At 60.1% G+C, this 12,925-nt stretch carries 11 protein-coding genes; 9 read left to right on the top strand and 2 right to left on the bottom strand.

Annotation, left to right across the window (positions count from 1 at the left end; all coding sequences use genetic code 11):
• The first annotated feature begins 83 nt into the window (after window positions 1-83).
• Window positions 84-611, top strand: coding sequence for a MarR family winged helix-turn-helix transcriptional regulator (locus ACP7B1_RS05375; protein ID WP_346306117.1), 528 nt, complete (start codon window positions 84-86; stop codon window positions 609-611).
• Here the strand turns inward: ACP7B1_RS05375 and ACP7B1_RS05370 are convergent.
• Window positions 608-1,615: an AI-2E family transporter gene (locus ACP7B1_RS05370; protein ID WP_346306116.1), complete on the bottom strand. Its 1,008-nt coding sequence runs from the start codon at window positions 1,613-1,615 to the stop codon at window positions 608-610. The two genes, ACP7B1_RS05375 and ACP7B1_RS05370, sit on opposite strands and share 4 nt — an antisense overlap.
• A 187-nt stretch (window positions 1,616-1,802) precedes the next feature.
• Between ACP7B1_RS05370 and ACP7B1_RS05365 the strand changes: the two genes are divergently transcribed.
• The 8 genes from ACP7B1_RS05365 (at window position 1,803) to ACP7B1_RS05330 (ending at window position 11,803) form a co-directional block, all read left to right on the top strand.
• Entirely contained in the window at window positions 1,803-3,158 is a 1,356-nt protein-coding gene (locus ACP7B1_RS05365) for an efflux RND transporter periplasmic adaptor subunit (RefSeq protein WP_346306115.1), read from the top strand.
• Window positions 3,155-6,265, top strand: coding sequence for an efflux RND transporter permease subunit (locus tag ACP7B1_RS05360; protein WP_346306114.1), 3,111 nt, complete (start codon window positions 3,155-3,157; stop codon window positions 6,263-6,265). Before ACP7B1_RS05365 ends, ACP7B1_RS05360 begins: the two co-directional genes overlap by 4 nt.
• Window positions 6,262-9,387 carry an efflux RND transporter permease subunit gene (locus tag ACP7B1_RS05355; RefSeq protein ID WP_346306113.1) on the top strand — a complete coding sequence of 1,042 codons (3,126 nt, stop codon included), beginning with the start codon at window positions 6,262-6,264 and terminating at the stop codon, window positions 9,385-9,387. Before ACP7B1_RS05360 ends, ACP7B1_RS05355 begins: the two co-directional genes overlap by 4 nt.
• A 97-nt stretch (window positions 9,388-9,484) precedes the next feature.
• Window positions 9,485-9,634, top strand: coding sequence for a hypothetical protein (locus ACP7B1_RS05350; RefSeq protein ID WP_403169704.1), 150 nt, complete (start codon window positions 9,485-9,487; stop codon window positions 9,632-9,634).
• An 18-nt stretch (window positions 9,635-9,652) separates the two neighbouring features.
• Window positions 9,653-9,817, top strand: coding sequence for a hypothetical protein (locus ACP7B1_RS05345; protein ID WP_346306111.1), 165 nt, complete (start codon window positions 9,653-9,655; stop codon window positions 9,815-9,817).
• Between the two features lie 299 nt (window positions 9,818-10,116).
• A complete protein-coding gene (locus ACP7B1_RS05340) occupies window positions 10,117-11,043 on the top strand; it encodes a transglutaminase family protein (RefSeq protein WP_346306121.1) in 927 nt (308 codons plus the stop codon).
• Between the two features lie 210 nt (window positions 11,044-11,253).
• A complete protein-coding gene (locus ACP7B1_RS05335; RefSeq protein ID WP_346306110.1) occupies window positions 11,254-11,520 on the top strand; it encodes a hypothetical protein in 267 nt (88 codons plus the stop codon).
• A 91-nt stretch (window positions 11,521-11,611) separates the two neighbouring features.
• Window positions 11,612-11,803, top strand: coding sequence for a hypothetical protein (locus ACP7B1_RS05330; RefSeq protein ID WP_346306109.1), 192 nt, complete (start codon window positions 11,612-11,614; stop codon window positions 11,801-11,803).
• 2 nt (window positions 11,804-11,805) lie between these two features.
• Here ACP7B1_RS05330 and ACP7B1_RS05325 read toward each other — a convergent pair whose 3' ends face one another.
• Window positions 11,806-12,918, bottom strand: coding sequence for an extracellular solute-binding protein (locus ACP7B1_RS05325; protein ID WP_346306120.1), 1,113 nt, complete (start codon window positions 12,916-12,918; stop codon window positions 11,806-11,808).
• Between the last annotated feature and the right edge of the window lie 7 nt (window positions 12,919-12,925).

Below are 12,925 nucleotides of genomic sequence, written 5' to 3'. Positions count from 1 at the left end.
GTGCTATTAGCATACATATGTCAATCGCACTTTAATGCCTTTTGCATATTTTAATGCCGACAGGCATCTGTTATGCTGGAATCATGACAGAAATCACGACGACACAAAAAATTGAAACCCCGCAAACCGGGTCGAATGATGATCTCCTGCGCATCGGGCGGGTGATGACCCGCATGCGGCTGATGACGGGCCGGCGGGTGATTGGCCGACTTGCCATCCAGAAGCTGGCACCCGGTCTCGAACTGACCCATCTCGACGTTCTCGATGCGGTCCGCCGCGGGGAACTCGCCGGCGAGGTGACGGTCGGCGTCATTGCCGAAACCCTGCGGATCGACCCCTCGCGCGCCAGCCGCATCGTGGCCGAGATGGTCGCCAAGAACGTGTTGCGCCGCAAGGCCTCGCAGAACGATGCACGGCGGATCGTCGTGGTCATGACGGCGCTCGGACAACGGCTGGTCGCCGAACTTCACGCGTTGAAGCAGTCCATTGTCGAAAGCGTGGTCGCCGACTGGTCGCCTGAAGACATCGAAATCTTCTCCAAGCTTTTTGAAAAATATGTCGATGGGTTCGAACAGCTGTTTGCGCGCAGCCCAACCGACCCGGCGGATTAGATGAGCTTGCGCAGCGTCAGCTCGTCCTTCAGATAGGCGTAGTAGATAGGGGCGGCGACGAGACCGGCCACGCCGAACCACGCTTCCAGCACTACCATTGCGAGCAGCAATTCCCAGGAGCGGGACTTGATCCGGGCGCCGATGATCCGGGCATTCAGGAAATATTCGAGCTTGTGAATGACGACGAGGAAGGCGAGTGAACCGACGGCAGCGATGAACGACACGCTCAAACCCACAACGACGATGATGGTATTGGAAATCAGGTTGCCGATGACCGGCAGGAGACCGGCGACAAAGGTCACGACGATCATGGTCTTGACCAGCGGCAGGTGCACGCCAAGGATCGGCAGGATGACGACGAGGTAGATCGCCGTCAGGAACGTGTTCAGCGCCGAAATGCGGATCTGCGAGAAAACGATGTTGCGGAACGCGCCGCTGAGGAGGCTTGCCCGCTCGACCAGCGCGACAGCCAGAGGGCCCGGCTCGCGCGACATATTCACCGTGCTCAGCGCGATCATGCCGCCGATCACCATGCCGACGATGACGCGAACGATCAGGACACCGAAATCGCGCCCGACAAGCTGCAGCTGGCCGGCATGTTCGCGCAGCCACTTGGCCGCCATGGATTCCAGCTCGTCGAGGCTGGCCGGGAAATACGCCTTCGCCCAGTCCGGCAGGTGAACCTGCGCCGTATCGATGATCTCAGCCATCTTCTTGAACAGCGAGACAACCCCTTCGGTGCCGTTGGTCAATTGTCCGAGTCCGCTGACCACGGCGGCAACGATCAGAAGAATGAAAATGATCGCCAGCAGGGCCAGCGCCAGGGTCTTCGTCAAGCTGTTGGAAACACCCAGTTTACCCAGCTGTGGCGCGGCCAGATGAACAAGATTGTAGACAAGAAGTCCGGATAGCAGAGCCGAAAGCAGTCCTAGCTGCAGGACGGCAAAGAGGGCGACAAGCGTCAGGGCGAAAGACGCAATATAGAGCCGTGTGGCAGTCAGCAAGTGGCACCTTGAGAAGGGCGATCTGTTTCGGATTGTTCCTAGCCTTGAACGGCGTATGGACGCAAGCAAAAGCGGCTCAAATATGGACAAAATTTAATGGCTGCGGCAATTTCCAAGCAACCCCAATACCCGCTAATGTCCTGTTTAACTTATGCCCTTTCGAGGGATGACAAGAACAGGTGAATGAATGGTATCGAAATCGCGTGTCCTGGTATCGATCCTGGTCATTGCGGCGCTGGGTGCAGGCGCTTATGTGACGCGGGATCGCTGGTGGACAAATGGTCTGGGCGTTGCGGCGCAGAATGCTGCCGCCCCGTCCGGCGGCCAGAGTGACACCGGACGCCGGGGCGGGTCACGGCGCGGTGGCGGACAGAGCCTCGGCCCCACACCTGTCCTGGTGACTGACGCCAAATCCGCCGATGTCCCGGTCTATATCGATGGCGTCGGATCGGTGCGGCCTCTCAATTCCGTGGTGGTGCGCTCGCAGGTCAGCGGCAAGCTGGCGGCCATCGAATTCCAGGAGGGGCAGGACGTGAAGGCGGGTGACGTGCTCGCCCGCATCGACGATGCGATCTACAAGGCACAGCTCGACCAGGCGACGGCAAAGAAGGCACAGGATCAGGCACTGCTTGCCAATTCCAAGCTTGACCTCGAACGGTATACCAAGCTTGCCCAGACCAATGCCGGCACCCAGCAGCAGGCAGACACGCAGCGCGCGCTGGTGGCGCAATACGAAGCGCAGATCAAATCCGACGAGGCCGCCATCGAAAGCGCGCAGGCAACACTCAACTACACGGTCATCCGCGCGCCCATTGACGGGCGCACCGGCATCCGCAATGTCGATATCGGCAATATCGTCAGCACGTCCGATGCGACGGGCATCGTGACACTCTCGCAGATCAAGCCGATATCGGTGCAATTCGCGATCCCCCAACAGCAATTGAGCAAGATCAACCGGGCAAGTTCGGCCAGCACACTGGCCGTGCAAGCCATTTCCGGCGACGGCAAAACCGTCATCGACAACGGCACGCTTGCCGTCATTGATAATCAGGTCGATCCGACAACGGGAACGGTAAAGCTGAAGGCCAATTTCCCCAATGACAAACTCGTTCTCTGGCCCGGCGCATTCGTCAATGCGCGCCTGCTTGTCCAGACGTTGAGCGGCGCGATTGTCGTCCCCACCGCAGCGGTGCAGCGCGGGCCATCGGGAACCTTTGTCTATCTGCTCCAGCAGGGCGATACGGTTGCCATGCGCCCGGTCACCGTGGGACAGCAAGACGATGTACAGGCAGTCATTACCGATGGCGTGGCAGCCGGCGACCGCGTTGTCACCACCGGCTTTGCCCGCCTGCAGGATGGCGCCAAGGTGCAGGTGACCAGCGCCGGGGATCAGGGGGCTGCGCCTGCACCGGACAGCACCCCGGCGGCCGATGACAAACAACCGGCGGGCGCACCCAAGAGCGGCGAACGGCAACACAAACGGCGCAACCAGAAGAATGCTGGCGCAAACGGCGAAGAGGCTGACAACGGAACCGCGAAATGAGTGTTTCCACCCCCTTCATCCACCGTCCGATCGCAACCTCGCTGCTGGGGATTGCGGTCCTGCTCGGCGGCATCCTCGGCTATCTCGCGCTGCCGGTTGCCCCCTTGCCGCAGGTGGACTTTCCGACGATCCAAGTGACGACGCAGCTGCCGGGCGCCAATCCCGACACCATGGCTTCGCTCGTTACCGCTCCGCTCGAACGGCAGCTGGGGCAAATTCCTTCCCTTTCGTCGATGGTTTCATCAAGCGCTTTCGGCATCAGCCAGGTGACCCTCCAGTTCGATCTCGACAGGGATATCGACGGGGCAGCACAAGATGTACAGGCCGCGATCAACGCCGCCGGTTCCATGCTGCCGCGAACCCTGCCCTACCCGCCGACCTATGCGAAGGTGAATCCCGCCGATACGCCGATCATCACCCTTGCCCTGCGCTCGACGAGTTATTCGATCCGCAACCTTAGCGATTTTGCCGATACGATGATGGCGCAGCGCCTGAGCGAAGTCACGGGCGTCGGCAATGTCAATATCCAGGGCGGCGTGCGACCGGCGGTGCGTATACAGGCGGACCTGCCGCGGCTTGCCTCCTACGGCATATCGCTCGAAGACATCCGCACGGCGATCACCAATGCCAGCGTTGCAGGTGCCAAGGGCGCGCTTGATGGCACCCATCAGTCCTATACCATTTCGGCCAATGACCAGATCGTCGATCCGCAGAATTACAATGCGATCATCGTGACGTACAAGAATGGTTCCCCCGTCCTGCTCAAGGACGTGGCGACGGTTGTTGAAGGGCTGGAAAATGCCCGTGTCGGCGCCTGGTACCAGGGGCAGCCCGCGGTCGTCATCGACGTCATGCGGCAGCCGGGTGCCAATGTCATCGATACGGTTTCGCGCGTGCTGCAACAGATTCCGCGGCTCAAACAGGCCTTGCCGGCGGGTGTCACGCTGGATGTGGTGAACGACCGGACCAACACCATCCGCGCATCGATCCATGACGTGCAGCTGACCCTCGCCATCAGTGTCGCGCTCGTCATCCTCGTCGTCTTCATCTTCCTGCGAACTGTCCGGGCCACCATCATTGCGGGCGTTGCCCTGCCGCTGTCGCTTGTTGCGACATTCGGCGTGATGTGGTTTGCCGGGTTCAGTCTTGATAATCTCTCCTTGATGGCTCTCACCATCGGCACCGGCTTCGTGGTCGACGATGCCATCGTGATGATCGAGAACATCGTGCGTCACATAGAAGATGGCGAAGGTCCCCTGGATGCAGCACTCAAGGGCGCGGGCGAGATCGGCTTCACCATCATATCGCTGACCGTTTCGCTGATCGCCGTGTTCATTCCGCTGCTCTTCATGACGGGCATTGTCGGGCGCATGTTCCGCGAATTTGCTTTGACGCTGACGATAGCGGTTGTCGTGTCGGCGGTGGTTTCATTGACGCTGACGCCGATGATGTGCGCCCGTATCCTGCACGGCAAGGGCGAAGGCGAACGCCGCGGCATTCTGCATGGCATTGATCGCGGGATGGACCGGATCATAGCGGGTTACCGCAGCAGCCTTCTCTGGGCGCTGGACCGCAGCAAGCTCATGCTGCTGCTGACAGCCATCACACTGGCGGCAACCATTGTGCTTTATGTCATTATTCCCAAAGGCTTCCTGCCCTCGCAGGATACGGGGCTGATAACGGCGATCATCGAAACCGAGCCGACAACCTCGTTCGAGGCGATCAAGCGGACCCAGGCTATCGTCACCGACAGGCTGCAGCACGATCCCGACGTCGCCGGTGTTGTTTCCGTCGTTGGAACCAGCACGACCAATCTCACGCCCAACACGGGCACGCTCAGCCTTGTGCTGAAACCGCAGGACCAGCGGTCGGATTCCGCTTCACAGATCATCGATCGTCTGCGCAGCGAAACCACCGGTATTCCCGGTGTGCAGGTCACGTTCCAAAGCGTGCAGGATATCCGCATCAGCACCCGGACCAGCCGTGCACCCTATCAGTATACGTTGACCGGCACGGATACGGCGACCGTCGTCAACTGGGCGCAGCGGCTTGCAACGGAACTGCAGCGCGATCCGTCTCTTATCAATGTCGCTTCGGAAGTGGAAATGGGCGGCGGGCGCATCTTCGTCAATGTCGACCGGGAAACCGCGTCCCGGCTTGGCGTGTCGATGCAGGCGGTCAGCGACACCCTCAATGATGCCTTCGGACAGCGCCAGATCGGCACCATTTACGGACAGGCCAACCAATACCGCATCATCCTCGAGGCCTCGCCGCAATATCAGGCAGACCCGAAATCGCTGGAGAAGCTTTACGTCAGCGGCGCCAACGGCACGCAGGTGCAACTGAGCGCGTTTGCCACTGCCTCGTTCACGACGGCTCCCCTCGTCATCGGCCATGACGAGCAGTTTCCTGCCGTTACGGTCAGTTTCGACCTTGCTCCGGGGGCATCGCTCAGCCACGCAGTGACCGCAATCCAAGCGGCGCAAAAGGCAATCGCCCTGCCCGACTCCATCCGCGGGCAATATTCCGGCGATGCCGCCGAGTTTGCCAGCTCTCTCGCGGGTGAGCCATGGCTGATCCTCGCGGCCATCGTCACGATCTACATCGTGCTTGGCGTGCTTTACGAAAGCGCGATCCATCCGATCACCATCCTGTCGACACTGCCCTCGGCGGGTGTCGGCGCATTGGTTGCACTGATGCTGTTTGGCCAGGACCTGTCCATCATCGCGCTTATCGGCATCGTGCTTTTGATGGGTATCGTCAAGAAGAACGCGATCATGATGATCGACTTTGCCCTCGAGGCGGAACGAACCGAAGGGCTGGATCCGCGCGCAGCGATTGTCAAAGCGTCGATCCTGCGCTTCCGCCCGATCATGATGACCACGCTCGCGGCGCTCTTCGGCGCCCTGCCGCTGGCGCTTGCCCAAGGGACAGGATCGGAACTGCGTATCCCGCTCGGCATCAGCATCATTGGCGGCCTCGTCCTCAGCCAGCTTCTGACGCTGTACACGACGCCCGTCATCTATCTCGGTTTCGAACGGCTGCGCAGCCGTATCGTCGGACGGCCGACCGGCACGCCCGCCCCTGAAACGGACGGCGCCCTATGAACATTTCGGACCCGTTCATCCGCAGACCTGTTGGAACCACGCTTCTGGCGCTGGGGCTGCTGATGCTCGGGATTGTTGCCTATGGCTTTCTGCCGGTTGCCAGCCTGCCATCGGTCGACCTGCCCACGATCCGCGTATCGGCCAGCCGTCCCGGCGCCGATCCTGCGACAATGGCCGCCAGCGTCGCCGCTCCGCTGGAACGCCGCCTGGGCTCCATCGCCGGCGTTACCGAACTGACCTCGGTCAGTTCGCTCGGATCGACCAACATTACAGTCCAGTTCGATCTGTCGCGCGATGTCGACGGTGCGGCACAGGATGTGCAGGCCGCACTTAATGCGGCAGCAACCGACTTGCCGTCCGATCTGCCGACGCTGCCCAGTTTCCGCAAGGTCAACCCGGCAGCCGCACCGGTCCTCATTCTGGCGCTGACGTCGGATACGATCTCTGCCAGCGCTATCTATGATGCGGCAGACACGGTTATCGTCCAGCGCATTTCGCAAGTCGACGGCGTCGGCGAGGTGACGGCCAGCGGCGCTGATCAACCCGCTGTGCGCATCCGCCTCGACCCAGACCGGCTGGCCGCCATGGGCATGTCACTCGACAATGTGCGAACGGCGATCACCAACGCCAATGTTGCCGAGCCGGTCGGCTCCATTGACGGCGCTGATTTTGCCTTCTCGATCGGCACCAATGCGCAGCTGAAAACGCCGGAGGATTACGGCCGCGTCATTATCCGCAGCGGCGACGGAACTGCCGTGCGCCTTTCCGATATCGCCACTGTCGACCAGGGCGTGAGAAACAGCCGTTCGGATGCATGGTACAACGGCAAGCCCTCCGTGCTTCTCAACATCACGAAGCAGGCCAATGCCAATGTCATCACCACCGTCGATGCGGTAAAGACATTGCTGCCCGATCTGAAACGGCTGATCCCTCCAGGCATCGACATTGCCGTCCTCTCGGACCGAACCACGACCATCCATGCCAGCGTCAACGATATGCAGTGGACCCTTCTGGCAACCATTTGCCTGGTGATGGCGGTCGTCATGGTTTTCCTGCGGCGCGCGACACCGACCATTGCGGCGGGTGTCACGGTGCCCTTGTCGCTGGCCGGCACTTTTGCCGCCATGTGGGCCTGGGGCCTGTCCATCGACAATCTTTCCCTGATGGCGCTGGCCGTGTCCGTCGGGTTCGTTGTCGACGATGCCATTGTGATGATCGAAAACATCTATGCCAATCTGGAGGCGGGCATGAAGCCGATGCGCGCAGCACTCGAAGGCGCGCGGCAGATCGGTTTCACCGTTGTCTCGATCAGCCTGTCATTGCTCGCCGCCTTCATTCCCCTCTTCTTCATGGGTGGCATTGTCGGCCGTTTCTTCCAGACATTCTCGCTGACGCTTGCATTCACGATTGCGGTTTCCACCGTGGTATCGCTGACCGTCACGCCCATGATCTGCGGACACAGACTGAAGGCCCATGACACCGACGCACGCCCGGGTATTTTCGGCCGTATCGTCGAAGGCACGCTGGATGCGGTTATCGGTTTCTATGGCCGCACACTGAAGAGCGTTCTCTATCACCGGGTTCTGGCTGTTCTCGTGATTTTTGCCTGCGTAGCCATCACGATCTTTCTCTACATCAAGGTTCCCAAGGGCTTCTTTCCGCAGGACGATACGGGCTTCATCATGGGCGGCACGCAGGCCTCCACCGACATCTCCTATCCGGCCATGGTGCTGTTGCAACGGCAGGCGGCAGAGATCGCGGGCCAGGACCCGGCGGTTGCGGGCGTTGGCTCCTCGGTGGGCGGCGGCGGTTTTTCCTCCGGCGTCAATCGCGGACAACTGCTGATTTCGCTGAAACCGGAGAAAGAACGCGACCCGACCGCTGTCGTCATCGACCGCATGCGCAAATCGCTTGCATCCGTGGCAGGCCTTTCGACCTTCCTTTTTTCACCGGGCGACATCCGTGCCGGCGGACGCTCGACCCAGTCGCAATATCAGTTCACCCTGTGGGATGCCAACTACAACGAACTGGTCACCTGGGCGCCAAAGATACTCGACCGCCTGAAGCAGGAACCGGGGTTGACTGACGTTGCGACGGACCGCCAGCCGAACGGCTTGCAGGCCAATGTCACCATTGACCGCGTTGCCGCAGCCCGGATGGGGGTAGCAATCGGCGATATAGACAGCGCGCTCAACAATGCCTTTTCGCAACGGCAGATTTCCACCATCTATTCCGCACGCAACCAGTACCGTGTGGTGATCGAAGCGAACAATGACTATGCACGCGACCCCGCGCAGATCGCCAATCTGCATGTCACCGGAACCGGTGGAATTCAGGTGCCACTCAGCAGCGTGGCCAGGATCGAGCGCGCGCTGGCACCCCTCGTCGTCAACCATCAGGGCCAGTTTCCGTCCGTCACCATTTCCTACAATCTGGCTCTGGGAACGTCACTGGAAGAGGCAAACAATGCGGTGCAGGCGGCTGTGCTCGAAATGCATCTTCCAGATTCGCTGCATGCGGAATTTGCCGGCGACGCGGCATCGCTCACCCAATCCACGGGCAGCCAGCCCCTGCTTATCCTGGCAGCCCTGCTGACGGTCTACATCGTGCTGGGCATTCTCTATGAAAGTCTCGCCCATCCACTGACCATCATATCCACCTTGCCGTCTGCCGGGCTTGGCGCCCTGCTGGCGCTGGTGGTGACAGGCACGGACCTGACACTGATCGCCTTCATCGGCATCATCCTTCTGATCGGCATCGTGAAGAAGAACGGCATCATGATGGTGGATTTCGCCCTGCACGGCGAACGGGTTTCCGGTCTCTCGGCCGAAGAGGCCATTTATCAGGCCTGCCTCAAGCGCTTCCGGCCAATCCTGATGACAACACTCGCCGCCATCATGGGCGCCATACCGCTGATCATTGCCACTGGTCCGGGCACGGAGCTGCGCCGTCCGCTCGGCATCACCATCGTCGGCGGCCTCATCGTCTCGCAGGTTCTGACCCTCTACACGACGCCCGTCATCTACCTGATGCTGGCACGGCTGCATCACCGCTGGTCGGTCAGAAAACCCGCTGCCGCAGGCAAGGCCGGAATGCCCCCGGCACAACCGAAAATTTCATAGACTTTTAACAAATCGAAACGCTGGATGAACGACGGATTCCACGTCTGTTCAGGTTGCCCCGCCTATTGTCGCGCCAGTTACACAGGGGGTATCCGTCATGCTTGCACAGCGTCTTGGCATCGTCTTTTTCATCTTCCTGGCGTTTGCCTTGTCGTTTGGCAGCTTTGTCCAGCACACGGCAAAATATGGCCGTTACCCGCACCTCGCCTCCCAGGGCAAGGTCATGCAGGATGCCAGCCGGAACTGACCCGGGCTTTTCACAGGAATGCTATCGTTTGGGTTTCTCGGCCTTCTCCAGGCGTTTGAGCAACTCGACGAACTGGGAAGGGAGTTCCCGGTCGGCCTGAGACGGCTGGGAGGATTGCACCGCATTGCGGAACTCCTGCCGCGTGATCTGCGCGCGGACGACAGCGGCGACCCGTCGATGTGATGTTCCGTGTTTTACTGCCATAGCCCTTCCCAACCATTTCTGGAGCAAGATTGGCATTCACCTTCCAATGCGCACCCAATCCTCAAAGCGGCCTGTCCTGCGGATATCCACCGGTTTTCCGCGATGGCGCTCTCTGGGCATAACGGGCTTCACGCGCATTCGTTTCAGATTTTACCGGCCTATGGTCAACAAAAGCTGAAGGACCCTGCATGGATGTGCTCGTGCGATATTTTATTTCGCCGGACAGGAACCCAAACCGTCATTGTCGCGTTTTCCTCAAAACCCCAAAAGGATGCGCCATGTTGATCCGTGTCGGATATGAAATTGCTATTCAATGCAACGAACCAACACCTATGACGACCTATCTGAATCTGGAGTCGGACCGGCTTTCCGACATTGTTTGTGAACGCGGCCCCGTCGCAACACCCGGTGTGAAGCTGGAGAATTTTCGCGATCTCTTCGGGAATAATTGCCTGCGCCTTCTGGCTCCTGCCGGAAATCTATCGTTGAAATACGACGCGGTGCTGCGGGATGACGGCTTACCCGACCCTGTTGACGGTGATGCCCGGGAGTTGACCGTCAACAAGCTGCCGACCGAGTGTCTGGCCTTTCTGTCGGCAAGCCGCTACTGCGAAACGGACGAGCTCAGCAATCTGGCATGGAACCTCTTCGGTCAGGTGGAGCCCGGCTGGACACGTGTTCAGGCGATCTGTGATTACGTCAATCAGCGCCTGACGTTCAGCTATGGTTTTGCCCGTGCCACGCGGACCGCCGCGCAAGCGCATGAAGAGCGGGTCGGCGTATGCCGCGACTTTGCGCATCTGGCCGTGGCCTTCTGCCGCTGCATGAACATTCCGGCCCGTTACGTCAACGGATACATGGGCGATATCGGCGTTCCCGCCGATCCCGCCCCCATGGACTTCAACGCCTGGTTCGAAGTTTACCTCGGCGGCAGGTGGCACACATTCGACGCGCGCCATAACAAGCGCCGCATTGGCCGCATTGTTGTCGCCCGTGGGCGGGACGCCGCTGATATCCCTCTTATCTATACATTCGGGCCGCACCAGCTGACGAACTTCAAGGTCTGGACGTTCGAGGAGACCAAGCCGTCCTTCTCCAGCCAACACTTTGAAAAGGTTTCACTTGTCACGCCCTGGTTCAGCCAGAGATGGGCCCGGCTTTCGCGGCACATCCAAGCCAGAACAGACGCTGAAAACACGATGTAGCGGGATTGGGACCGGCGTCCCGCAGGCCGTGGAAGCCGGCTCAATACCCGTGATGCCATCTGCCATATTCCGATATGCCGCTCGTCTGTTTGCACTGCGGTAAGCTCTTCCGCAGCCGCAACAAATCGTTTCGAATTGCCATGCCGCATTTGAAGGGCTAGCTTTTTCCCCAAGCGGGATTTCATTCGATTCAGGAAAGGGCTATTCCCCATGCCTTTCACAAATCCTCCAGAGCCAGCCTATTCGCAGGATGATTGGGACCTGATGCTGGCGGCCTACAACAGGGCCGCTGCCACCCTTCTCGTGCAGTCGAGCACCGATGACGAAGCGAGGATTATCGCGGAGACCGTGATGACCGCATTCAACCGCGGCAATCGCAGCGTAAACTCACTCGCTGCTCTTGCGGTGATCACGGCCGTCAATGCCCATCCGGACGTCAGCGGAACAGATACCCGGTCCGAAAAGCGATACGCCTGACGCAATCCACCCGGCACACGCCCTTGCCGCTTTGACATTCTGTTCCATTTGCGGCAGATGTGACCTTCATTGTTTGGGTCGAGGTCTTAGAATGAAATTCATCACCGTCGCAACACTCCTCTGTGGCCTGGCTTTGTCTGCCTGTGGCTCAACCTATGCGACATGGACACCAAGACAAACCGAGATTACGGGGAAAAACCCGCCCGAATGCCAGCGCGGCATCGGTATTTGCCCGAGCGAGTATGGCCGCTCCGGACAAATGCGCGCCGGCAAGACGGGCTGACATTACCTATCGAAGCTCCGGCGGAATTGATCGTTGAGATCATCAACAATGGTCTCCGCCCCACTGTGCCCGCGCAAACCCGCGTTAAGGCAATCCGACGCGGATTGCTGAAAGGCCATGTAACCATTGTGGCGCGGGCGCACCCACGCCGCTTCCAGTGTCCGGCGCGTTGCGGTGTAGAAATCTGACGTCGCCGTATTCACCTCCTCGTCTTCCCACGCGTCCGCGTGCCCCGGCTGGCCGCCCGTGTGCGCATAAGGACCACGCTGGACATCGCCGCTGGCAATCCAGTAGGCGAAATCGACAGCCGCTTGCCGGTGTTCGGAAAAGGCAGAAACGGCAATCCCGGTTCCGCCGAGGGCAGAGCCCATTGGCCCGTTGTTGCCCGCGGTTGGAATGTCGGCAAAGGCCACAAGATGCGGCCGAAATCCCGCAATAGCGTAGTTGACGTAACCATAGATCAGCGGCGCGCAGGCAACCGCCGATCCGGCCTCGGCCATCCGTTCAAGCACGGCAATCGGATCCATCTCGAAACACGCGGGATCGACGAGGGCACTGATCTCGCGCATCATTTCCAGCACACGAACCCCATGCTGCCGTTCGATCAACTCTCCGGTTGTCGTGGCGCAGGGCATCCCCATGTTGCCGCTCAGAGTATAAAAGGTCATCAGCGAATGCGGCGGCCGGAGCGGAAGAAGGATCCTGCCTGCGCGGGCGAGAACCAGCATTTCATCCCAGCTGCCGGGTGACCGCTCCAGGAGATCGGGGCGCCAGGCACAGACCTGCGTTGCCGTATCGATCGGAAATGCCCATTGATGTCCCTGCCAGTGGTAGCTTGGATAGGATTGCCCGACGCTGCCCTTGAGCAGCGCGCGGCGCTCCGCCTCCCGGCCGGCAACATCCAGCGGGGCGAGGCAGTTCTCTGCCGTAATCTGCCCGACATGCGGATGATCGATGACGATCAGATCGTAGGTTCGCGCCAGTTCCTGAACTGGAAAGGACTCAAAGTCCTGCAGCGAACGCTTGGCCCATTCCACCGTGACGCCTGTCTTCTCCTGCCAGAGCCTGGAGCAGGCAACCATGGGGTCGTAGCCGCGCGGATGGCTCCACGTCATGCCTTTC

Origin of the sequence: Phyllobacterium sp. SL163 (genome assembly GCF_049896885.1) — a bacterium.
Classification (GTDB): Bacteria; Pseudomonadota; Alphaproteobacteria; order Rhizobiales; family Rhizobiaceae; genus Phyllobacterium; species Phyllobacterium calauticae.
This window is presented reverse-complemented; position numbering and strand designations above follow the sequence as displayed.